17 protein-coding genes, 1 tRNA gene and 1 pseudogene are annotated in these 18,216 nt (G+C 69.0%); 15 read left to right on the top strand and 4 right to left on the bottom strand.

The annotated features are described in order from the left end of the window. The first annotated feature begins 49 nt into the window (after nucleotides 1–49). Complete coding sequence (locus tag NXI30_24290; GenBank protein MCR9097350.1) at nucleotides 50–640, top strand: helix-turn-helix domain-containing protein; 591 nt, start codon at nucleotides 50–52, stop codon at nucleotides 638–640. A gap of 7 nt (nucleotides 641–647) precedes the next feature. Beyond that, complete coding sequence (gene recO / locus NXI30_24295; GenBank protein MCR9097351.1) at nucleotides 648–1,454, top strand: DNA repair protein RecO; 807 nt, start codon at nucleotides 648–650, stop codon at nucleotides 1,452–1,454. 55 nt (nucleotides 1,455–1,509) lie between these two features. On the opposite strand, the gene NXI30_24300 is transcribed toward recO, so the two are convergent. Then, nucleotides 1,510–1,773 (bottom strand): hypothetical protein, encoded by a 264-nt coding sequence (locus NXI30_24300; GenBank protein MCR9097352.1) that lies wholly within the window; start codon nucleotides 1,771–1,773, stop codon nucleotides 1,510–1,512. Between the two features lie 514 nt (nucleotides 1,774–2,287). Between NXI30_24300 and NXI30_24305 the strand changes: the two genes are divergently transcribed. From NXI30_24305 to NXI30_24340, 8 genes are all read left to right on the top strand, one after another. Further along, nucleotides 2,288–3,598: a glycine--tRNA ligase gene (locus tag NXI30_24305; protein MCR9097353.1), complete on the top strand. Its 1,311-nt coding sequence runs from the start codon at nucleotides 2,288–2,290 to the stop codon at nucleotides 3,596–3,598. After that, nucleotides 3,595–6,471: a pyruvate, phosphate dikinase gene (gene ppdK, locus NXI30_24310; protein ID MCR9097354.1), complete on the top strand. Its 2,877-nt coding sequence runs from the start codon at nucleotides 3,595–3,597 to the stop codon at nucleotides 6,469–6,471. The genes NXI30_24305 and ppdK overlap by 4 nt, the downstream gene beginning before the upstream one ends. Next, entirely contained in the window at nucleotides 6,468–7,025 is a 558-nt protein-coding gene (locus NXI30_24315; protein ID MCR9097355.1) for a hypothetical protein, read from the top strand. The genes ppdK and NXI30_24315 overlap by 4 nt, the downstream gene beginning before the upstream one ends. 426 nt (nucleotides 7,026–7,451) lie before the next feature. Next, nucleotides 7,452–8,051: an RNA polymerase sigma factor gene (locus NXI30_24320; protein ID MCR9097356.1), complete on the top strand. Its 600-nt coding sequence runs from the start codon at nucleotides 7,452–7,454 to the stop codon at nucleotides 8,049–8,051. Between the two features lie 338 nt (nucleotides 8,052–8,389). Beyond that, complete coding sequence (locus NXI30_24325; GenBank protein MCR9097357.1) at nucleotides 8,390–9,073, top strand: TetR/AcrR family transcriptional regulator; 684 nt, start codon at nucleotides 8,390–8,392, stop codon at nucleotides 9,071–9,073. Between the two features lie 234 nt (nucleotides 9,074–9,307). Beyond that, nucleotides 9,308–9,739: a hypothetical protein gene (locus NXI30_24330; protein ID MCR9097358.1), complete on the top strand. Its 432-nt coding sequence runs from the start codon at nucleotides 9,308–9,310 to the stop codon at nucleotides 9,737–9,739. 186 nt (nucleotides 9,740–9,925) lie between these two features. Further along, entirely contained in the window at nucleotides 9,926–10,501 is a 576-nt protein-coding gene (locus tag NXI30_24335) for a hypothetical protein (GenBank protein MCR9097359.1), read from the top strand. Beyond that, a complete protein-coding gene (locus NXI30_24340; GenBank protein ID MCR9097360.1) occupies nucleotides 10,498–11,145 on the top strand; it encodes a hypothetical protein in 648 nt (215 codons plus the stop codon). The genes NXI30_24335 and NXI30_24340 overlap by 4 nt, the downstream gene beginning before the upstream one ends. On the opposite strand, the gene NXI30_24345 is transcribed toward NXI30_24340, so the two are convergent. Together NXI30_24345 and NXI30_24350 are read right to left on the bottom strand one after the other, a co-directional pair. Further along, nucleotides 11,094–11,675, bottom strand: coding sequence for a 3'-5' exonuclease (locus NXI30_24345; protein MCR9097361.1), 582 nt, complete (start codon nucleotides 11,673–11,675; stop codon nucleotides 11,094–11,096). The genes NXI30_24340 and NXI30_24345 overlap by 52 nt on opposite strands. Nucleotides 11,676–11,851: 176 nt before the next feature. Beyond that, a tRNA-Glu gene (locus NXI30_24350) sits at nucleotides 11,852–11,927 on the bottom strand. A gap of 371 nt (nucleotides 11,928–12,298) precedes the next feature. Here NXI30_24350 and NXI30_24355 point away from each other — a divergent pair. The 5 genes and pseudogenes from NXI30_24355 (at nucleotide 12,299) to NXI30_24375 (ending at nucleotide 16,636) form a co-directional block, all read left to right on the top strand. Then, nucleotides 12,299–12,439, top strand: a pseudogene (locus NXI30_24355) (prepilin-type N-terminal cleavage/methylation domain-containing protein). Nucleotides 12,440–12,950: 511 nt separating this feature from the next. Beyond that, nucleotides 12,951–13,934 carry a hypothetical protein gene (locus NXI30_24360; GenBank protein ID MCR9097362.1) on the top strand — a complete coding sequence of 328 codons (984 nt, stop codon included), beginning with the start codon at nucleotides 12,951–12,953 and terminating at the stop codon, nucleotides 13,932–13,934. After that, nucleotides 13,931–14,902, top strand: a complete 972-nt coding sequence (locus tag NXI30_24365) for an ABC transporter ATP-binding protein (protein MCR9097363.1) — start codon at nucleotides 13,931–13,933, stop codon at nucleotides 14,900–14,902. The genes NXI30_24360 and NXI30_24365 overlap by 4 nt, the downstream gene beginning before the upstream one ends. Beyond that, the gene (locus NXI30_24370) at nucleotides 14,902–15,678 is read left to right on the top strand and encodes an ABC transporter permease (GenBank protein ID MCR9097364.1); all 777 of its coding nucleotides are present in this window, start codon (nucleotides 14,902–14,904) and stop codon (nucleotides 15,676–15,678) included. Before NXI30_24365 ends, NXI30_24370 begins: the two co-directional genes overlap by 1 nt. An 85-nt stretch (nucleotides 15,679–15,763) precedes the next feature. After that, nucleotides 15,764–16,636 (top strand): prepilin peptidase, encoded by an 873-nt coding sequence (locus tag NXI30_24375; GenBank protein ID MCR9097365.1) that lies wholly within the window; start codon nucleotides 15,764–15,766, stop codon nucleotides 16,634–16,636. A 7-nt stretch (nucleotides 16,637–16,643) separates the two neighbouring features. Here NXI30_24375 and gltX read toward each other — a convergent pair whose 3' ends face one another. Continuing rightward, entirely contained in the window at nucleotides 16,644–18,065 is a 1,422-nt protein-coding gene (gene gltX / locus NXI30_24380; GenBank protein ID MCR9097366.1) for a glutamate--tRNA ligase, read from the bottom strand. Between the last annotated feature and the right edge of the window lie 151 nt (nucleotides 18,066–18,216).

Here is an 18,216-nt window from a genome sequence, read left to right on the forward strand (position 1 = left end):
CATGATCGATCACGAGACGCAACAGTCGGGACGAGACACAGCGCGACGGGTGCCCCCGACGCGCGGTGGGGTCGCGTCCGGGACGACCGAGGAGCCGGAGGGGCCGTCGGTCGCGGTCGCGGGGACCTTCGAGGACGTGCCGATCGGCGAGTACCTGCGCCGACAGCGCGTCCTGCGCGGGGTCTCCCTGGGTGAGCTCGCGACGATGACGCGGATTCCGCTGCGCTCCCTCGAACGACTCGAGGGCGGGGAGTTCGACGGCGAGACCGACGGATTCGTCCGCGGATTCGTCCGCACGGTGGCGATCGCGCTCGGGCTCGACGTCGACGATGCGGTGGCGCGCATGCTCCAGGAGCCGTCGGTCGGCGCCTGGGAACGCCGGGCCAGCTCGCGTCGCGCGAAGCAGGTCGCCGCGCTCGTCGCACTCGGTGGAATCCTCGTCGTGACACTGCTGGTCCTGCAAGCGGGCTGGCAGATGCTCGTGGGGGCGAGCGCCGACGATCCGTCCAGGGCCGTGGTGGTCTGGCGGGATCCGGTGCGGGCCCTCGCCGAAGCGGCGGGGGCGGAGGTCGACCCGGCCCGCGAGATCGATCCCGCACGGGGCTCGCGCGTCGAACCGCCGGCCGCAGCCGGTCGCTGAGCCGGCGATGCCCGCGATCCGCTGCGAGGCGATCCTCCTGCGCGCCGTCGACTACGGCGAGAGCGATCGGATCGTCCATCTCCTGACCGAGTCCGGAGGGCGCCTCACGGCGATCGCGAAGGCCGCCCGCCGCAGTCATCGCCGATTCCCCGGGACGCTCGACGTCTTCAATCACCTGCGGATCGAGGGGCGCCTGAAGCCGCGCGCGTCGATGGCCTTCCTCGAGAAGGCGACCCTGGTGGATCCCTACCTGGGACTTCGCCGGCATCCGGCGCGCTATGCCCTCGCGAACTTTCTCGTGGAGATGCTCGACCGACTCGCGCCCGAGGGCCTGGTCGGCGAGGACGCCGAGCGCCTCTTCGCGTACGCGGCCGACAGCCTCCGCCTCGTCGAACGGGTCGCCCCGACCGCGTCGCTTCGGCTCCTGCTCGAGCTCCGGGGGCTCGATGCCCTGGGGCTCCGGCCGGAGCTCGGGCGCTGCGTGCGCTGTGGGCGCGTCGCGGGCGACGAGATCGCCCAGGATCATCGCGTGCACTTTTACGTGCCCGACGGCGGGATCGTGTGTACGGCCTGCAGCTTGAGACTCGATGGCCTCGTCCCGGTCGAGCTCGGGACGCTTCGCAGCCTCGCAGCGGGTCTCGCTTCGCCGGCGGAGCAGGTCGATCGGATCACGCTCTCCCCGCGCATGCTCGCGCAGGCCGCTCGCCTCGTGTTCCGGTTCCAGCGCTTCCACGTCGGCGTGGAGCTCCGCAGCGAGCGATTCCTCGACGAGGTCCTGCCCGTCGCGTCGCCGGAGTCCGCCGTCGCGTCCTGAGACGCGCTTGGCTGGGGATCAGAACGTGCCGACGGCCACGTCGCGCGGCTGGGGATCAGAACGTGCCGACGGCCACGTAGAGGAAGTAGAGACCGACCGTTCCGAAGACCGCGGCGATGGCCCCACCGACGGCCACGACCGAACCCAGCTCCTCGTCGCCGAGCGCCGGCTGGATCGCGCGGACGCATCGCACCGCCGTCGCCAGCGCGAGCCCTGCCAGCAGCAACGCGCCGAGCAGGGAGAGGTCACCGGTCTTGTCGTCCTGGAAGTAGGCCCAGAGCGCGCCCGTCCGATCACCAAGCTGTTGGAAGAATTCCATGGCGGGCCGTTGCCTCTACTCCTGGCTCTCTGCGGCTCGGGCGCACGGGCGATTCCGGCCGTCGTCGGTGGATCCGACGGGAGCGGCGCCAAGGCTACCCGAGGGCGTCTCTCCCCGCAGCGCAGGCCCGCCGCAGATCGCCATACGGTGTTTCATTTCCGGCCTCGCCGGCCTTCGCGCGATCAGAGCCCGCCGGGATGCAATCTCACGGCAGATCCAAGCGGGTCTCCGGGCGCTTCTCGACCGGCTCCCCGGAATAGGGGATACTCCGCCGCCCCGGCGCCCGGGCCGCCGGGAGGCTCCGCTCTCCGCGTCGCCTCCATCCGTCTCGGACCCCCACGGACCGACCGCTGTCGGCGTCGCCTCCATCAGCCTCGAACCCCCAAGGAACGACCCCTACCAGCGTCGGCTCCCACAGGATTCTCCACCCGCCATGTCCGATACATCATCTGGTGCCGCGGCGCCGACCGACGCCGCGACGCCCGAAGAGGATCGCGAGCGCCACCCCCTCGCGATGGAGACCCTGGTCTCCCTCTGCGCCGCTCGTGGCTTCATCTACCCCGCGAGCGAGATCTACGGCGGCATCGCCGGGTTCTGGGACTACGGCCCGCTCGGGGTCGAGCTCAAGAACAACCTGAAGACCTTCTGGTGGCGCCGGATGGTGCGCGAACGCGAAGACGTGGTCGGCATCGACAGCTCGATCATCTCCCACCCGCGCACGTGGGAGGCTTCGGGACACGTCGAGAACTTCAGCGACCCCATGGTCGATTGTCGGACCTGCAAGCGCCGCTTCCGCTCGGATCAGATCGAGGGAGAGCGCTGCCCGGAGGCGCCGAAGAAGCGGGCGGTGACCGACTGCGACCTGACCGAGGCGCGGGACTTCAACCTGATGCTCTCGACGCAGATCGGGGCCTCGGTCGAGGAATCGACGACCGCGTTCCTGCGGCCCGAGACCTGCCAGCCGATCTTCTCCGGCTTCAAGCGCGTTCGCGAATCCGCCCGTCAGAAGGTCCCTTTCGGCATCGCCCAGATCGGCAAGGCGTTCCGAAACGAGATTACTCCGCGGAACTTCACCTTCCGCAGCCGCGAGTTCGAGCAGGCCGAGATGGAGTTCTTCTGCCATCCGTCCGAGCGGGACCAGTGGTTCGAGCACTGGCGCGAGTATCGCTACCAGTTCCACCGCGACATCGGCTTCGACGATTCGTTGCTGCGCATGCGACCTCATGCCGACGACGAGCTCGCGCACTACGCCAACGCGGCCGAGGACATCGAGTTCCTGTTCCCGTTCGGCTGGCAGGAGATCGAGGGCATCCACGATCGCGGTGACTGGGACCTCTCCCGGCACACCGAGTACTCCGGCAAGGAGCTCGCGATCACCGACGAGCAGACCAAGGAGCGATACACGCCAATGTGTATCGAGACGTCCGTCGGCGTCGACCGGACGTCCCTCGCGCTCCTCGTGGCGGCGTACACGGAAGAACAGCTCGAGGACGGTGAGTCCCGGACGGTCATGAAGTTCCATCCGGCGCTGGCGCCGATCAAGGCGGCGATCCTGCCCCTGTCGAAGAAATTGGCCGAGCCGGCGAAAGCACTGAACAAGCAGCTCTGCGGCCAGTTCAACACCTTCTACGACGACGCCGGCAACATCGGGCGACGCTATCGGCGCCAGGACGAGGTCGGAACGCCCTTCTGCCTGACCTACGACTTCGACTCCGAGGAAGACAACTGCGTGACCGTGCGAGAACGCGACACGATGAACCAGGAGCGCGTCCCGATCGACACGCTCGTCCATACCCTGCGCGATCGTCTGGAGGAGGGGCTGTGAGCGCTCGCAAGGCCACCAAGAAGAAGGCCACGAAGAAGAAGGCCACGAAGAAGGCCGCCAAGAAGAAGACCACCAGGAAGAAGACCGCCAAGAAGGCGGCCGGCAAGAAGAAGGCCGGCGGCACGAAGAAGAAGGCGGCGGCCAAGAAGAAGGCCGCCGCGGCGCGCAAGAGCGCCAAGAGCGCCGCCGCGAAGGCAGCGAGCCAGCGCAAGGTCTTCTCGTTCGGCGGCGGCAAGGCCGACGGTCACGCGGCCATGAAGGAGACCCTCGGCGGCAAGGGCGCGAACCTCGCCGAGATGACCTCGCTCGGGATCCCGGTCCCCCCCGGCTTCACGATCTCGACCGAGGTCTGCGCCGAGTTCAACCGTCGCGGCGGCAAGCTCCCGCCGGACGTGAAGGCGGACGTGCTGACGGCGCTGGCGAACGTCGAACAGCTGATGGAGATGCGCTTCGGGGACCCGGATCGCCCGCTGCTCGTGTCGATCCGCTCGGGGGCCCGCGCTTCGATGCCAGGCATGATGGACACGGTCCTGAATCTCGGCCTGAACGACGCGACCGTCGCCGGCCTCGCCAAGCTCGCGGACGAGCGATTCGCGTACGACAGCTATCGCCGTTTCATCCAGATGTACGGGGACGTGGTCCTCGGTGTGCCTCACGACCGCTTCGAGCAGCGCCTCGACGCGGCCAAGGAGGGTCGAGGCGTCGAGAACGACACGGAGCTCACGGCGGCGGACCTGCGACGCGTCGTCGCGGACTACCTCCAGATCGTCGAGGAGACGACCCGCGCCCCCTTCCCGCAGGACCCGCTCGAGCAGCTATGGGGCGCGATCGGGGCCGTCTTCGGCTCCTGGGATAACGCGCGCGCGATCGCCTATCGACGCCTCAACGACATCCCGGACGACTGGGGCACGGCGGTCAACGTCCAGTCGATGGTCTTCGGGAACATGGGTGATACCTGCGCGACCGGCGTGGCGTTCACCCGCAACCCCTCGACCGGCGAGAAGAACTTCTACGGCGAGTACCTGAAGAACGCCCAGGGCGAAGACGTCGTCGCGGGGATTCGCACGCCGCAGCCGATCAACGAGGCGAGCCGGGCCGAGGATACGAAGCACCTGCCGACGCTCGAGGCCGAGATGCCGAAGGCGTACAAGCAGCTCGTGGCGATCTACAAGCGCCTCGAGAAGCACTATCGGGACATGCAGGACATCGAGTTCACCATCCAGGACGGCACGCTCTGGATGCTGCAGACGCGGGCCGGCAAGCGCACGACGGGCGCAGCGGTCCAGATCGCCGTCGACATGGCGAAGGAGCGCCTGATCACGAAGGAGGAGGCGATCTCGCGGATCGAGCCCAACTCCCTCGATCAGCTGCTCCACCCGACCATCGACAAGGACAAGGCGCCGGACGTGGTCGCGCGCGGCCTGCCCGCGTCGCCCGGCGCGGCCGTCGGCCAGGTCGTGTTCTCCGCCGAGGAAGCGGAGGCCAAGGCCAAGGGGGGCGCGAAGGTGATCCTGGTCCGGACGGAGACCTCGCCCGAGGACATCGTCGGGATGAACGCGTCCGAGGGGATCCTGACCGCCAAGGGCGGCATGACCTCCCACGCCGCGGTCGTCGCGCGTGGGATGGGCAAGTGCTGCGTGGCCGGCTGCGGTCAGCTCGCGATCGACTACGAGAAGGGCACGATGCGGGTCGGAGACGCCGTCGTGGACGCCGGGGACTGGATCACGCTGAACGGATCGACCGGGGAGGTCATGCTCGGCCAGGCAGCGACGGTGATGCCCGAGCTCGGCGGCGCGTTCTCCGAGCTGATGCGCTGGACGGACAAGATCCGGCAGCTCAACGTGCGCACGAACGCCGATACACCACAGGATGCGGAAGTCGCCCGTTCGTTCGGCGCCGAGGGGATCGGCCTCTGCCGGACGGAGCACATGTTCTTCGAGCCGGGTCGGATCCTGGCCGTGCGTCAGATGATCCTGGCGTCGAACATCGCGGACCGCGAGGAGGCCCTCGCCAAGCTGCTGCCGATGCAGCGGGGCGACTTCGAGGGGATCTTCCGGGCGATGGACGGGCTGCCCGTCACCGTCCGCCTGCTCGATCCGCCGCTCCACGAGTTCCTGCCCCAGACCGAAGAGGACATCCAGGCCGTCGCGGATTCGCTCGGTCGCTCGATCGGCGACGTTCGCCACGCGCTGGAGTCGCTCCACGAGTTCAATCCGATGCTCGGCCATCGCGGCTGTCGCCTCGGCATCACCTTCCCGGAGATCTACGCCATGCAGGTGCGGGCGATCACCGAGGCGGCGGTCAATGTCGCCGCGGACGGGGTCCGCGTGAAGCCCGAGATCATGATCCCGCTCGTCGCCCACGAGAAGGAGCTGCAGCAGCTTCGGCAGCTCTCCGAGGACGTGATCGCGGAAGTGAGGAAGGAGAACGCGGGGACGCGGGTGAAGCCGATCATCGGCACGATGATCGAGGTACCGCGTGCCGCGTTGACCGCGGATCGGATCGCGGACCACGCGGACTTCTTCTCGTTCGGGACGAACGACCTGACGCAGATGGCCTACGCGCTGTCTCGCGACGATGCCGGCAACTTCCTGCCCGACTACGTGGACGGCGGCCTGATCGATGCGGATCCCTTCGTCTCGATCGACGCCGACGGCATCGGCCAGCTGGTCCGTCTCGGCGCCGAGCGGGGCCGCTCGACGCGCCCGGACCTCAAGCTCGGTGTCTGCGGCGAGCACGGCGGTGACCCCGCCAGCGTGCGCTTCTTCGCCGAGGTCGGTCTCGACTACGTCTCCTGCTCGCCGTACCGCGTGCCGCTCGCACGCCTCGCGGCCGCCCAGGCCGCGGTCGGCCGGGCGGAGAGCGACGCATGAACGTCCGGGGGACACGTGGACGCGCGCGCGTTCGCGTCTCCACCCCGGGCGTGCGCGTCCTGGGCGCGTCGCTGCTCCTGTGGGCCCTGGCATCGTGCGCGACGCCGCCGGGCGGGGCGGGGACCCCAGGCTGGACCGCGGAGCTGACCGACACCGAGCGCGCCTCGGTCGCAGCGGCCCTGCCGCCCGAGGCGATCGAAGAGCTGCTGCCGCTCTCGAGTCTCTTCTACGAGCGGATCACGAGTCGTCGCTTCAACTCGCGGGCGACCTTCGAGGATCCGAGCGTTCGCCAGTTCTTTCCGACCCTGGCCGCGTACTCCGACTACTACGCGGCCCTGGTGGACGAGCTCGATCGCGCAAACATCGAGTTCAACCGGCCGACCCGGATCGACCTGCTCGGCGTCGAGGTCGGGCCGGAAGGGAATCTGCTCCTCTCCCTGCGCTTCACGGGGAAGAACGATCTGCCCCTGCGGTGGTGGAACGCGACCCTTCTGCGGACGGACGAGTGGAGCTGGCGCGAGGGGCGCTGGTTCGTCGTCCCGGGCAAGATCTGATCGATCCGGCCGCCGAGGGCGACGGGGAAGAGAACTTTCCTCGAACGGTAGGAAAGTACCCACACCGCACCCCGCCATGCAGTTTTCTGCGGACCGTGATCCAGGTCACAACCCTTTGAATACAGGCACTTACGGCCTCGTCGAGAAAACGCTTGCTCTGGCACGGCGATTGCTCTTAGACTGGCCGAAGCCCGAGTGATCGGGCGGACTTTCGAAAAGCCATCCATATGCTCGACGAGTTCGAGCGGGCACCCGGTTCGGTTTTTCGCGACCAGCCCGGCAGGAGTTCAGGGACCTGCCGGAACCACTGGAAGCGAGTCAGGGAGACCGAACTCTTTCCACCGCCGACCCGCCCGGTTCAACCGGACGTGGGCGCTAGGCAGGGAAGGCCCGCGCGAGTCCTCGGAGAGATCGAGGAACGATAACGTGGCCGATTCTTCTACTCGACAGCGTGCGCAGAAGGCGTGGGATTGCGACCGGGAACTGGTGGACCAGATCCTGGCCGGCAGCCGAGAGCACTTCGACCTGCTCTACGAGACCTACTTTCCGCGCGTCTACCGCTTCGCGCTCAAGCGACTCGGGGATCCGGGCGAGGCCGAGGACGTTGCTCAGGAGGTCTTCATGACCCTGATGACGGCGCTCGCGTCGTACAAGGGCGAGTCGGCGCTGCTGGTCTGGATCTTCGGGGTGACCCGGAACAAGGTGAACCGCCGCTTCCGCAAGCCGCGCCCGCGGCTCGAGCCGCTGGAAGAGGGCGGGGCGCTCGACGTGCAGGCCTTCGAGCCGCCGGCGGACGAAGCCGTCGACGCGCGACGGGTCCTGGGACGCTGCGAGCACGTGATCGCCCACGACCTGACGCCGCTCCAGCGGCGGATCTTCCACCTGAAGCACCTGCGCCAGCAGCCGATCCGCTCGATCGCGAACGCCCTCGGCAAGAGCGAGGATGCGGTCAAGGCCAACCTCTACCGCATGCGCCGCGCCATCTCTGCGGGCACCCCCGGTCTCGAGGGGCTGCTCCGCTCGTAGGCGCGAACCCTTCCCGATTCGTCCCCACCCCGGAGCGCGCCGCTCCTTCCCTCGCGCGTCGCTCCACCGCCCCGGCCGCCTCGCCGGCCCTTCGCAGCCGCCTCGAATGCTGTGAAGGGCCGGGGCCGGAGGCGCGGGCCGCCCCGTGCCCGACCCGGTCGCCGACGTGTGGCACGCAAGAGGCCGCCGGGCGCGCACCCCGCTCGAGGCGGGCGCACGGCCGGCACTCCACGCGTCCGTTTCCCGATCGCGCGCGAGCGCTCGTGCGACCGGAAACCGGCTCCGAGGGCGCATGAGCATTCGTTGACACATGTCAGTGTCTTGCGTATCTCTTGCGCATGGGCAGCCCCACCCCCATCACCCCGGGAGGCGGCCGCGAAGGCCGATCGGGGAGCGCCGAGGATCCGCCGCAGGCCCGGAACGCCCGCGCGCGAAAGCGCGCGGAGACCCGCGAGCGACTCTTCGAGATGGCGCTGCGCGAGTTCCGCGAAGTCGGCGTGGCGGCCGCGCAGATCGACCGGATCGCAAAGGCGGCGGGCGTCGCGCGGGGCACCTTCTACTTCCACTTCGCGACCAAGGACGACGTCCTGGTGGAGCTGGCGCGGCGGATCAACGCGCGGATCGCCCGGCGCGTCGCGGTTCTCGGCGAATCGAAACCGACGCTCCGCGAACTCCTGCTGCGCGTGAACGACGCGATCATGGACGAGCACAGCCGGGTCGGCGAGGCGGATCTGCTGGCCGACATGCTCGCGCTCTACGTGAGGCGTCCGATGGACGTCCACGATCCGAGTCACAACGTCCCGTCCCTCGCCGACGAGCTGGCGCGGCATCTGCGCGGCGCCGCCGAGCGGGGAGAGATGAGGACGTCCCTGCCGCCGGAGCAGGTCGCGATCGTCTTCATGAGCAGCCTCTTCGGAATCTACACCCGCGTCTCCCCGGGCGAGGCGCTCCGTGAGGCCTGCGCGGACCTGATCGAGCTCCTCGTCGAGGGGCTCGCGCCGGGGAGCTCGCCCGCGGACTGAGGTCCGGGGAGGCCCTTGTTCCCTGAGGGGCATGTGCCCGGGCGATGTCGGATCGGACAAAAAAAATGCTCCTCCGGTGACACATGCGTATGGAAGGCACCACTCTGAAATGACGTCAGCCCGAACCAAGTGCCCGCCATCGGGCCCAGGGTGAGGGCCGGCAGCGGCGGCCGACCGGGCTTCGCACGAGCGAGGCCGGCCCGGGCGGTTCACAGGTGGCTGGGAGAACGAGACGTGGCGCGCGGCAGAGTCTGGCAGGGGATTCGGGACTGGTTTCGGCCCGTCGATCGCGCGCCCCAGTCGAACGCTTCGCGGGAGGAGACTCTTCCTTCCCAGGAGGCTTCCGATTCCTCCCCGTCCCGAGCGGCTACGCAGCATCCAGGCCGCGAGAACGCCCGCGTCTTCGACCGCCATGCGACGCGGGCACGAATCGACGCCGAGGGCGGGGCAGAGGTCATCCCGTTTCCCGGCCGACACGCGGCCGAAGCGGTTCTCGACCCGGCCGATCTCGGATCCGGTCAGGAGGCCGAGCTCCTGGAGTTCCTGGCGGCGGACGTCGATCCGGTGCCGGCGGACCCGGCCTTCCGCGAGCGGCTTCGCGAAGAGCTGTGGGAGATGGTCGTCTCCGAAGGACGCCGAATGCCGGGTGACGGCAAGGATCTCTGACCGCGGTCGACCAGGCCCTGAAGAGGTGCTGAAGAGGCGCTGATCAGGGGCCTCGATGCGGGCGACCTCGGGCGGCGCGAGCCGTGGGTTCCGCAGGTGCGCGGGTGGGCCCGCGTTGCTCGGACGGCGCACGCCGATCCGCCTCCGCGCATTGCTCGGACGGCGCACGCTGATTAGCCTCCGCGCATGCGGAACCCGATCCGCCTCAAGAACCTGAGCGTGCGTTACCTGCCGCTCTACGTCGCGGGCGTGGCCCTCTTGCTGCTGCACGTTCCGAATCGCGCCGCACTCCTGGCCGCGCTTCCCCCGATCCTGTTCGGGCTGGCAGTGCGTGGTTGGGGCGCCGGGCACCTCGTGAAGAACGATGTCCTCACGACGACCGGGCCCTACGCCCATCTGCGGCACCCGCTCTACCTGGGCACGCTGCTGATCGGGACCGGATTCGCGATCGCCGTCGGCGGACTCGTCTCTCTGGCGGTGCTGGCGGTGCTGTGGCCCTGGTTCGCGTTCCACTACTTCCCGCGCAAGGAACGCGCCGAGAGCGGGCGCCTCGAGGCGCGCTACGGCGAACGGTTCGCGCGCTATCGGGCTGCGGTGCCGGCCCTCTGGCCAGCGCTGCGCCCCTGGCGCGACGACGTCGTGAACCCGCGGGCGGTCGGCTGGGGGTTCGACCGCTACTCCGACAACAACGAGCTCGGGACTCTGCTGGCGGTCGTGTTCGGGTGGCTCGTCATCTGGTGGCGGGCCGGAGCGCTCGGGTGAGGGATCCCCTGCCGGTCGTGTTGACGCGCGAGGCGCTGGCAATGCGACCCCGTTCGATTCTGAACGAAGGCGGGAGCGGCAACCCCGACGTGCTGCTCGTGGAGGGGGAGCGAGCGGATGACCCGCCCGTCGTGGTCAAGGACTACGCGCCCCGGGCCGAGTGGGTGAGGCGGTTTCTCGCGCCCTCGCTCCTGCGGCGGGAAGCGCGTGCCTATCGTCGGCTGGAGGGCGTCCCGGCGGTGCCGCGCCTGCTCGGCTGCGTCGACGAACTCGCGCTCGTCCTCGAATACCGACCGGGGCAGCTGCTCTCGCGATCGCTGCGCGGGATGCTGCCCGAGACGTTCCTGCCGGAGCTCGAGTCGGCGATCGCGGAGATGCACCGTCGCGGCGTCGTCCACCTCGACCTGCGCCATCGCAGCAACGTCCTCGCCGGCGAGGACGGGCATCCGGTCCTGATCGACTTCGCTTCGGCGCTCCGCTTCGACGTGTCGAAGCCCTGGGGACGCGCCCTCTGCGCGGCGCTCGGCCGTTTCGACCGGCGTGCCCTCGAGAAGTGGCGCGTGCGGCTGATCCCGATCCCGGAGAACGGGGATCAGTCGGTGGGAAGCTCGGCGGGCTCGCGGGGGGAGAGCCGGCCGATGTAGTGCCGGAAGCACTCGAGCGTCAGTCGCGCGTCTTCGAGGGCGCGGTGGGCGACGCCGCCCTCGCCGAGCAGGCCGGCGGTCGTCGCCGCCTGGCGAAGCGAGATCGCCCGGGCCGGCTCTCCGGCGACCAGCGACCACGAGTAGAAGAGCGTGGCCAGGTCGATCACGTGGTAATCGAAGGGGTAGGGGATCTCGCACTTCTTGAACGCGCGCTCGAGGAAGATCACGTCCATCCGCACGTTCTGGCCCGCCGGAATCACCTTCCGGTCCTTGGGCAGCATCTCCACGATCTCGGACAGGACCTGTCGCACACCCGGCGCCTCGGCCCACAGGGCTTCGTCGTAGCCGAAGATCTCCGCCGCCTCGGGCGAAATCCGTTCCGGCCGCGCCCGCACGCGCCACTGCGCTTCCGCGTACTCGTTCAGGCGCGCGTCGGTCAGAATGATCCCGACCTCGGTCAGGTCGTGGATCTCGACGTCGAGCCCCCCGAACTCGCAGTCCAGAAACGCGAAGGCAAACTCAGCACTCAACGGTTCGTTCCAATCGATCGGGGGGAGGCGGGGAGGTCGGACGGCTCGGCGAGAAGCGTTCCGGCGCGTCGGGTCCAGCTCGCTCCGCCGACATCCATGGCCCATGGCCTGAACGGAGCGCCCGCGGCGCGCGAGGCGCCGGACGCCCTCGAAGGGCGTCCGCGCCACGCGAAAAATGGCGCTCCCAACGGGACTCGAACCCGTGTTTCAGCCTTGAGAGGGCCGCGTCCTAGGCCACTAGACGATGGGAGCGCATCCGGACGGCGGCCGAGACTAGCCGGCGCCTCCGTAGGGGTCAACCCGGGGGGCGGATCGCGCTCGAACGGTTGCGCTCGTGCTGCGGGTGGGTTCGTCCGACCCGCCCTGCAGGGAAACCCGGGGAGTGACGCCCGTCGTCCGCCGGTGACGTGGAACGTCACCCTGTGTGCGGCCTCACAGGATCGTCTCGCGCGGTGATCTGCGACACGCGCCGCGGATCCCGAAGGCCCGTCTCAAGGCTGCGCCGACTCTTGCCGATCAGAGAGGCGTCGCGTGCGCTCTGGCACGCAGGTTGCTCTCCCCTGGATGGGTGGGGCGTGGGTCTTCGTTCGCAGCGACGCGAGCGACCCCACAGGGAGAAACGCATGGCACGCACGCACCAGAACCGGAATCGAGGCTTCACGCTCGTCGAGCTCATGATCGTCGTCGCGATCATCGGTGTGCTCGCTTCGGTCGCGATTCCGTCTTATCTCAACTACCAGCTCACCGCGAAGCGCTCCGAGGCGTTCGCGAATCTCGCGTCCCTCGGCAAGGCCCAGAAGGCCTACTTCGCCGAGTTCAACGACTACGTCCCCGTGGCCGCCGAGCCGAGCTTCACGCTCGGTCAGGCGCCGACGACCTTCGTTCGCGACAGCGCGTCGGTCGGCACGGCCTTCGCGACCGTCGGCTGGGTCCCGGAAGGCGACGTCTTCTTCGACTACGACACCGCGACGCCGGCCGACCCGTTGACGGGGGCGTGCACCTGCACCGAGGCGTGCTTCACGGCGACCGCCTACGGCAACCTCGATGGCGACGCGTCGCTCTCGGTCCTGCTCTACACCCATCCCGACCGCCTCGGCGGCTTCTGCGAGACGGGGCAGGGCGGCAACCAGACGCCGCCCTTCGAGAGCGGGTCACGCATGTTCGACCAGGTCGCGCGGGTCCTCGTCGCGGACGACTACTAGTCGCGTCGACCGGGTGGAGGGCGCCTGGTTCGGCGCCCCCGCTTCGCGTCCACCGCCTTCGGAGTCCTGAGGGGTGTCGTCCAAAGCGTTCCAGATCCTCGCGATGCTCGGCTTCGTGTTCCTCACGGGCTGGGCGCACGCGCGCGTGCCGCTCGAGACGCGCGCGGATCGGGGCGAGGACTTCGTGCCGGCGCCGGCCGCCGTCGACGCGGCGAGCCTCGGCTTCGATGCGCTGCTGGCCGACTACTACTGGCTCCAGGCCGTGCAGGTCGCCGGGTCCCAGCAGGCCGTCGACGAGCGGGTCGCGCGTCACCTCGGTCGGCTCGTGGACGTCGTGACGACGCTGAATCCGCACGTCGGACATCCCTATCGCTTCGCCGCGGTCTGGATGACGCATTCCCGGGCACAGGTCCTCGAGGCCAACCGGCTGCTCGAGCGCGCCATCGCGTTCCATCCCGACGACTGGCGCAATCATTTCTACCTGGGCTTCAACCACTTCTACTATCTCGGCAACTATCCGGCCGCAGCCGACGCGCTCGAAGCCGCGATGGACCTCGAAGGGTCCCCCGGCTACCTGCCGCGCCTGGTCGCGCGCCTCAAGAGTCAGACCGGGGACATCGAGGTCGCCGAAGTCTTCCTCCGCCAGATGCTCGCCGGCACCGACGACCCGCAGGAGCGGGTGAAGTACGAGACCGGCCTCGACGAGATCGAGATCGAGCACAAGGCGCGCTTCCTGGACCGGGCGCGCGCGGCCTATCGGGCGCTCACCGGTCGCGACATCGAGCGGGTCGAGGACCTCGTGACCGGACCGCATCGCGTGATCGAGCAGCTCCCGGATCCGGAGCCCGAGGCGATCCCGGCGCCGCTGCGCCGCGGCTCGGTCTGGCAGATCGAAGACGACCGCATCGTCTCCAGCTATCTCGGGGCGCGATACGAGGTCCACTACTCGCACTACGGCGGACAGGAAGGCGCGCTCTTCGGCGAAGAGACGAATCGCCCGGAGGCGTCCGCCCCGGAAGACGACGTCAGGGAACACGCAGAAGGAGAAGGTGCGTGACGGATCGGGGCAACGAGATCGTCCGCGTGCGCGGCATCGTGAAGGACTTCCGGCCGGGCTTCGGGCTGCGCCGGAAGCGTGTGCTGCACGGCGTGACCTTCGATGTCCAGGACAACGAGATCTTCGGATTCGTCGGACCCAACGGTGCCGGCAAGACGACCACGCTCAAGGTGCTGATGGGGCTGATCCGACCGACCGAAGGCGGGGCGCGGATCCTCGGCTGCGACGTCGGCGAATCCGAGTTCCGCCATCAGGTCGGCTTCCTTCCCGAGAACCCCTACTTCTACCCGTTCCTGACCGCCCGCGAGATCCTCGACTTCTATGCGCGGCTGTCGGGCGTGCCCGCCTCCGAGCGCGCGGCGCGCGTGGACCGTCTGCTCGGGGTCGTGAACCTCGGCCACGCGATGGACGCGCGCCTTCGCACATTCTCGAAGGGCATGTTGCAGCGGGTCGGGATCGCCCAGGCGCTGATCCACGACCCCAAGGTCGTCTTCCTCGACGAGCCGATGAGCGGGCTCGATCCGCTCGGTCGGATGGAGATTCGCGATCTGATCCTCTCGCTTCGCGCGGAGGGCAAGACGGTCTTCATGAACACCCACATCCTCTCGGACGTGGAGTCGATCTGCGATCGCGTCGCGATCATCGTGAAGGGGCGCATCCGGCACCAGGGCCAGATCGAGGACTTCCTCCCGACCGACCGGCGGGAGACCGATGTCCTGATCTCGAGCCTGCCGCCGGAGACCGCGGACGAGCTCGCGGAGCGCTTCGATCTCGAGATGCGGGGGCTCGGGGAACGCCTCGAGCTGCGCGTGGCGGAGAAGGACGTCAATGGCGTGCTCGATGCGGTCATGCGCGTGGGCGCCGAGGTCGTCTCGGTGACGCCCCATCGAAGCTCCCTCGAAGACGTGTTCCTCGACGCGGTGCGCGCCGGGGACGAAGGGGCGACCGCGCCGGGAGGAGAGCGCTGATGGCTTCGCTGCTTCGCATCCACGCCCTTGCGACCAACACGTTCCGCGAGGCAATCCGGAACAAGCTGCTCTACACGCTGCTCGGGTTCAGCTTCCTGATGATCGCGTCCGGCGTCCTGCTGGCGACGCTCTCCTACGTCGAGGTCGACGAGATCCTCCAGGACATGGGCATGTCGGCGATCCGCTTCTTCAGCGCGGGCATTGCGACTTTCGTCGGCATCGGCCTGATCCACAACGAGGTCGACCGCCGCACGATCTTCACGATCCTGTCGAAGCCGGTCTCCCGGACCGAGTTCCTGCTCGGCAAGTGGGCCGGGCTGACCTTCACCGTCTGGCTCCAGCTCGCCTTGATGGGCATCGCCTTCGCGATCGTCTCGGCGCTCGCCGGTGCGCCGCTGGTGAGCGACCACTTCCTGGCCATCGCGCTGATCGGCCTCGAGCTGATGGTGCTCGTCGCGATCGCCACGCTCTTCTCGGCGTTCACGTCGCCGATGCTCGCGGCGCTCTTCACGATCGGACTCTGGATGATCGGCCATCTCACCCGCGACCTGCACGCGCTCGCCCAGCAGTCGGATCTCGAGAGCGTCGGCCTCGTCGGCAGCTGGGTCTTCCAGCTCCTCCCGGACTTCGAGGTCTTCAACAAGACCCTCGAGGCGGTGCACGGGCTTCCGATCGAGCGCGGCGAGGTCGGTCTCGCCGTCGCCTACGCGATCGGGTACACGGGCTGCACGTTGCTGCTCGGTTCGATGATCTTCAGTCGTCGGGACTTCAAGTAGAAGCGAACGTCGTGGGCGCCCGGAACGGGGTCGCCCTAGAGTCTGCGCAGCAGGGATCGGCCGAAGACGGTCGGATGAGGGGAACATGACGATCGAGATCGCGCCAGAGGCGCTCCTGCCGGTCGCGCTCGTCTTCGGGTTGCTGGTCGGCTCCTTCCTGAACGTGGTGATCCACCGCGTTCCCGAGGGTCTCTCGATCGTGTCGCCGCCGTCGCACTGCCCCGGCTGCGAAACCCCCATCAAGCCCTGGGACAACGTCCCGGTCCTGTCCTGGCTCTTCCTGCGCGGTCGCTGTCGCGCATGCAGGACGCCCATCTCGGTCCGCTACCCCGCGGTCGAACTCGTGACGGGCCTGCTCTTCGCGGCGATCGCCTGGCGCTTCGGCCCGACGGCGTGGACGACGCTCTACTGCCTCTTCGGCGCGGCCCTGATCGCTGCGGCGATGATCGATCACGACCATCAGATCATTCCGGACTCGATCTCGCTGGGCGGTCTCGCGGCGGCGCTCGTGCTCGTCCCGTCGGTGACCGTGTGGACCGGCGGCGACTTCGTCGCCGCTCTGGTTCGCTCGGCGCTGGGCGCCGCGATCGGTGCGGGCGTGCTCTGGACCGTCGCGTTCGTCCATGCGCGGGTCTCCGTCGCGATGGGCCGGACCTTCGAGCACTGGCCGGGGGAGGGCGAATCGCTGCCCACGCCCCGTGAAGCCGACTACTGGCTCTGGTTCCCGGGGCTGGGGCTGGGCGACGTGAAGCTCCTCGCCATGATCGGGGCCGTCGTCGGCCCGCTCGGCGTCCTCGACACGATCCTCGCCTCGTCGCTGGTCGGCCTCGTGCTCGGCACGGCCCAGGCACTCAGCCGCGGTGCCCTCGGCCGCCCGTTCGGTTTTGCCCCGGCGATCGCGGTCGGGACCGTCGCCATCCTCTTCCTGCCGAGGATGTGGCTGCTGCACGTGCTCTAGGCCGTGCCTAACCCTCCGCCATACGCGCCTTGATCACCTCGACCCCGGCGCGCAGCCGCGCGATCGTGCGCGCCTGGCCCACGACCTCGAGGGTCTCGTAGATGCCGGGCGACGCACCGGTACCCGTGACGGAGACGCGCACGGGCTGGGCGAGCTTGCCGAGCTTGAGGTCGTCCAGCGCCTTGCAGGTCGACTCGAACGCGGGCTCGAGGGTCGCTTCGCTCCACTCGTCGAGGGCTTCGAGCGCGGGGATCAGCGCTTCCAGAGGTTCGAGGGCGACCGGGCGCAGGTGCTTCTTCGCGGCGCCCGCATCGATCTCGATCTCGTCGCACAGGACGAAGCGCGCCTTTTCGGCCATCTCGACGAGGGTGTTGCTTCGCTCGCGCAGGAGGTCGAGGGTCCGGTCGAGGTTGGCGTCGCGTTCGACCGCGCGTCCGGCGACGGCATCGAGAAACGGGCTCGCCGCCTCGAAGAGCGCGTCCGCCGGGCATTCCTTGAGGTAGTGCTGGCTCAGCCATTCGAGCTTCTGGAGGTCCGCCTGGGCGCCGGCGCGGCCCACGTGGTCGAGGCCGAAGTGCTCGACGATCTCCGCCCGGGAGAAGATCTCCTGGTCGCCGTGGCTCCAGCCGAGACGCACCAGCCAGTTGAGCATCGCGTCGGGCAGGAATCCGTCCGCCTTGAACTGCTGGATCGAGACCGGGTCCTTTCGCTTCGAGAGCTTGCGACCGCTCTCGGCGACGATCAGCGGGACATGGCCGAAGGTCGGCGGGGCGGCCCCCAGTGCCCGGTAGATCGCGAGCTGGAAGGGCGTGTTGCTGTGGTGGTCGGCGCCGCGGATCGCGTGGGTGATGCCCATGTCGATGTCGTCGACCACGACGGCCAGGTGATAGAGCGGTGTGCCGTCGGTTCGCCGGATGATGCCGTCGCCGATCTCCGAAGCGTCCTGGCCGCTCGGGCCGAAGACCAGGTCGTCCCAGCGAAGCGAGTCGTTCGGGTCGATCTTCAGGCGGACCGCATGCGGGCCGCAGTCCGGACCGAGGCGCGCGTTCCGACAGCGCCCGTCGTAGATCCCCTTGCCGCCGGCCTTGATGTCGGCCTCTCGCCTCGCCTCGAGCTCGTCCCGGGTGCAGATGCAGCGATAGGCCTTCCCCTCTTCGAGAAGCTGCTCGACCACCGCCTTGTGCCGTTCCGCGTTGTCCGTCTGCCGGAGGGGCCCCTCGTCCCAGTCGATTCCGAGCCAGCGCAGTCCGTCGAGGACGGCCTCCTCGGACTCGCGGGTCGACCGTTCGAGGTCCGTGTCCTCGATCCGCAGGATGAAGGCGCCCCCCTGCTGGCGGGTCAGGGCCCAGTTGAAGAGGGCCGTCCGGGCGCCCCCGATGTGGAGGAACCCCGTGGGGCTGGGGGCGAATCGTGTGCGAATGGGGCTCATGGGCCGCGGAGCATATCGCAGCTCTCGTGCGGTCCGGTGCCGTTTCAGCGCACCCCTTGATCGCCGCCGGGCGCGTCTGCTATCCAGCGGCGCGCGCCGCCGCAGTCCTTGCAGAGCCGGCCAAGCCACTGAATTCTCAACCGTTTCGCGC

The organism is bacterium, from assembly GCA_024742285.1.
Lineage (GTDB): Bacteria > Myxococcota_A > UBA9160 > UBA9160 > UBA4427 > UBA4427.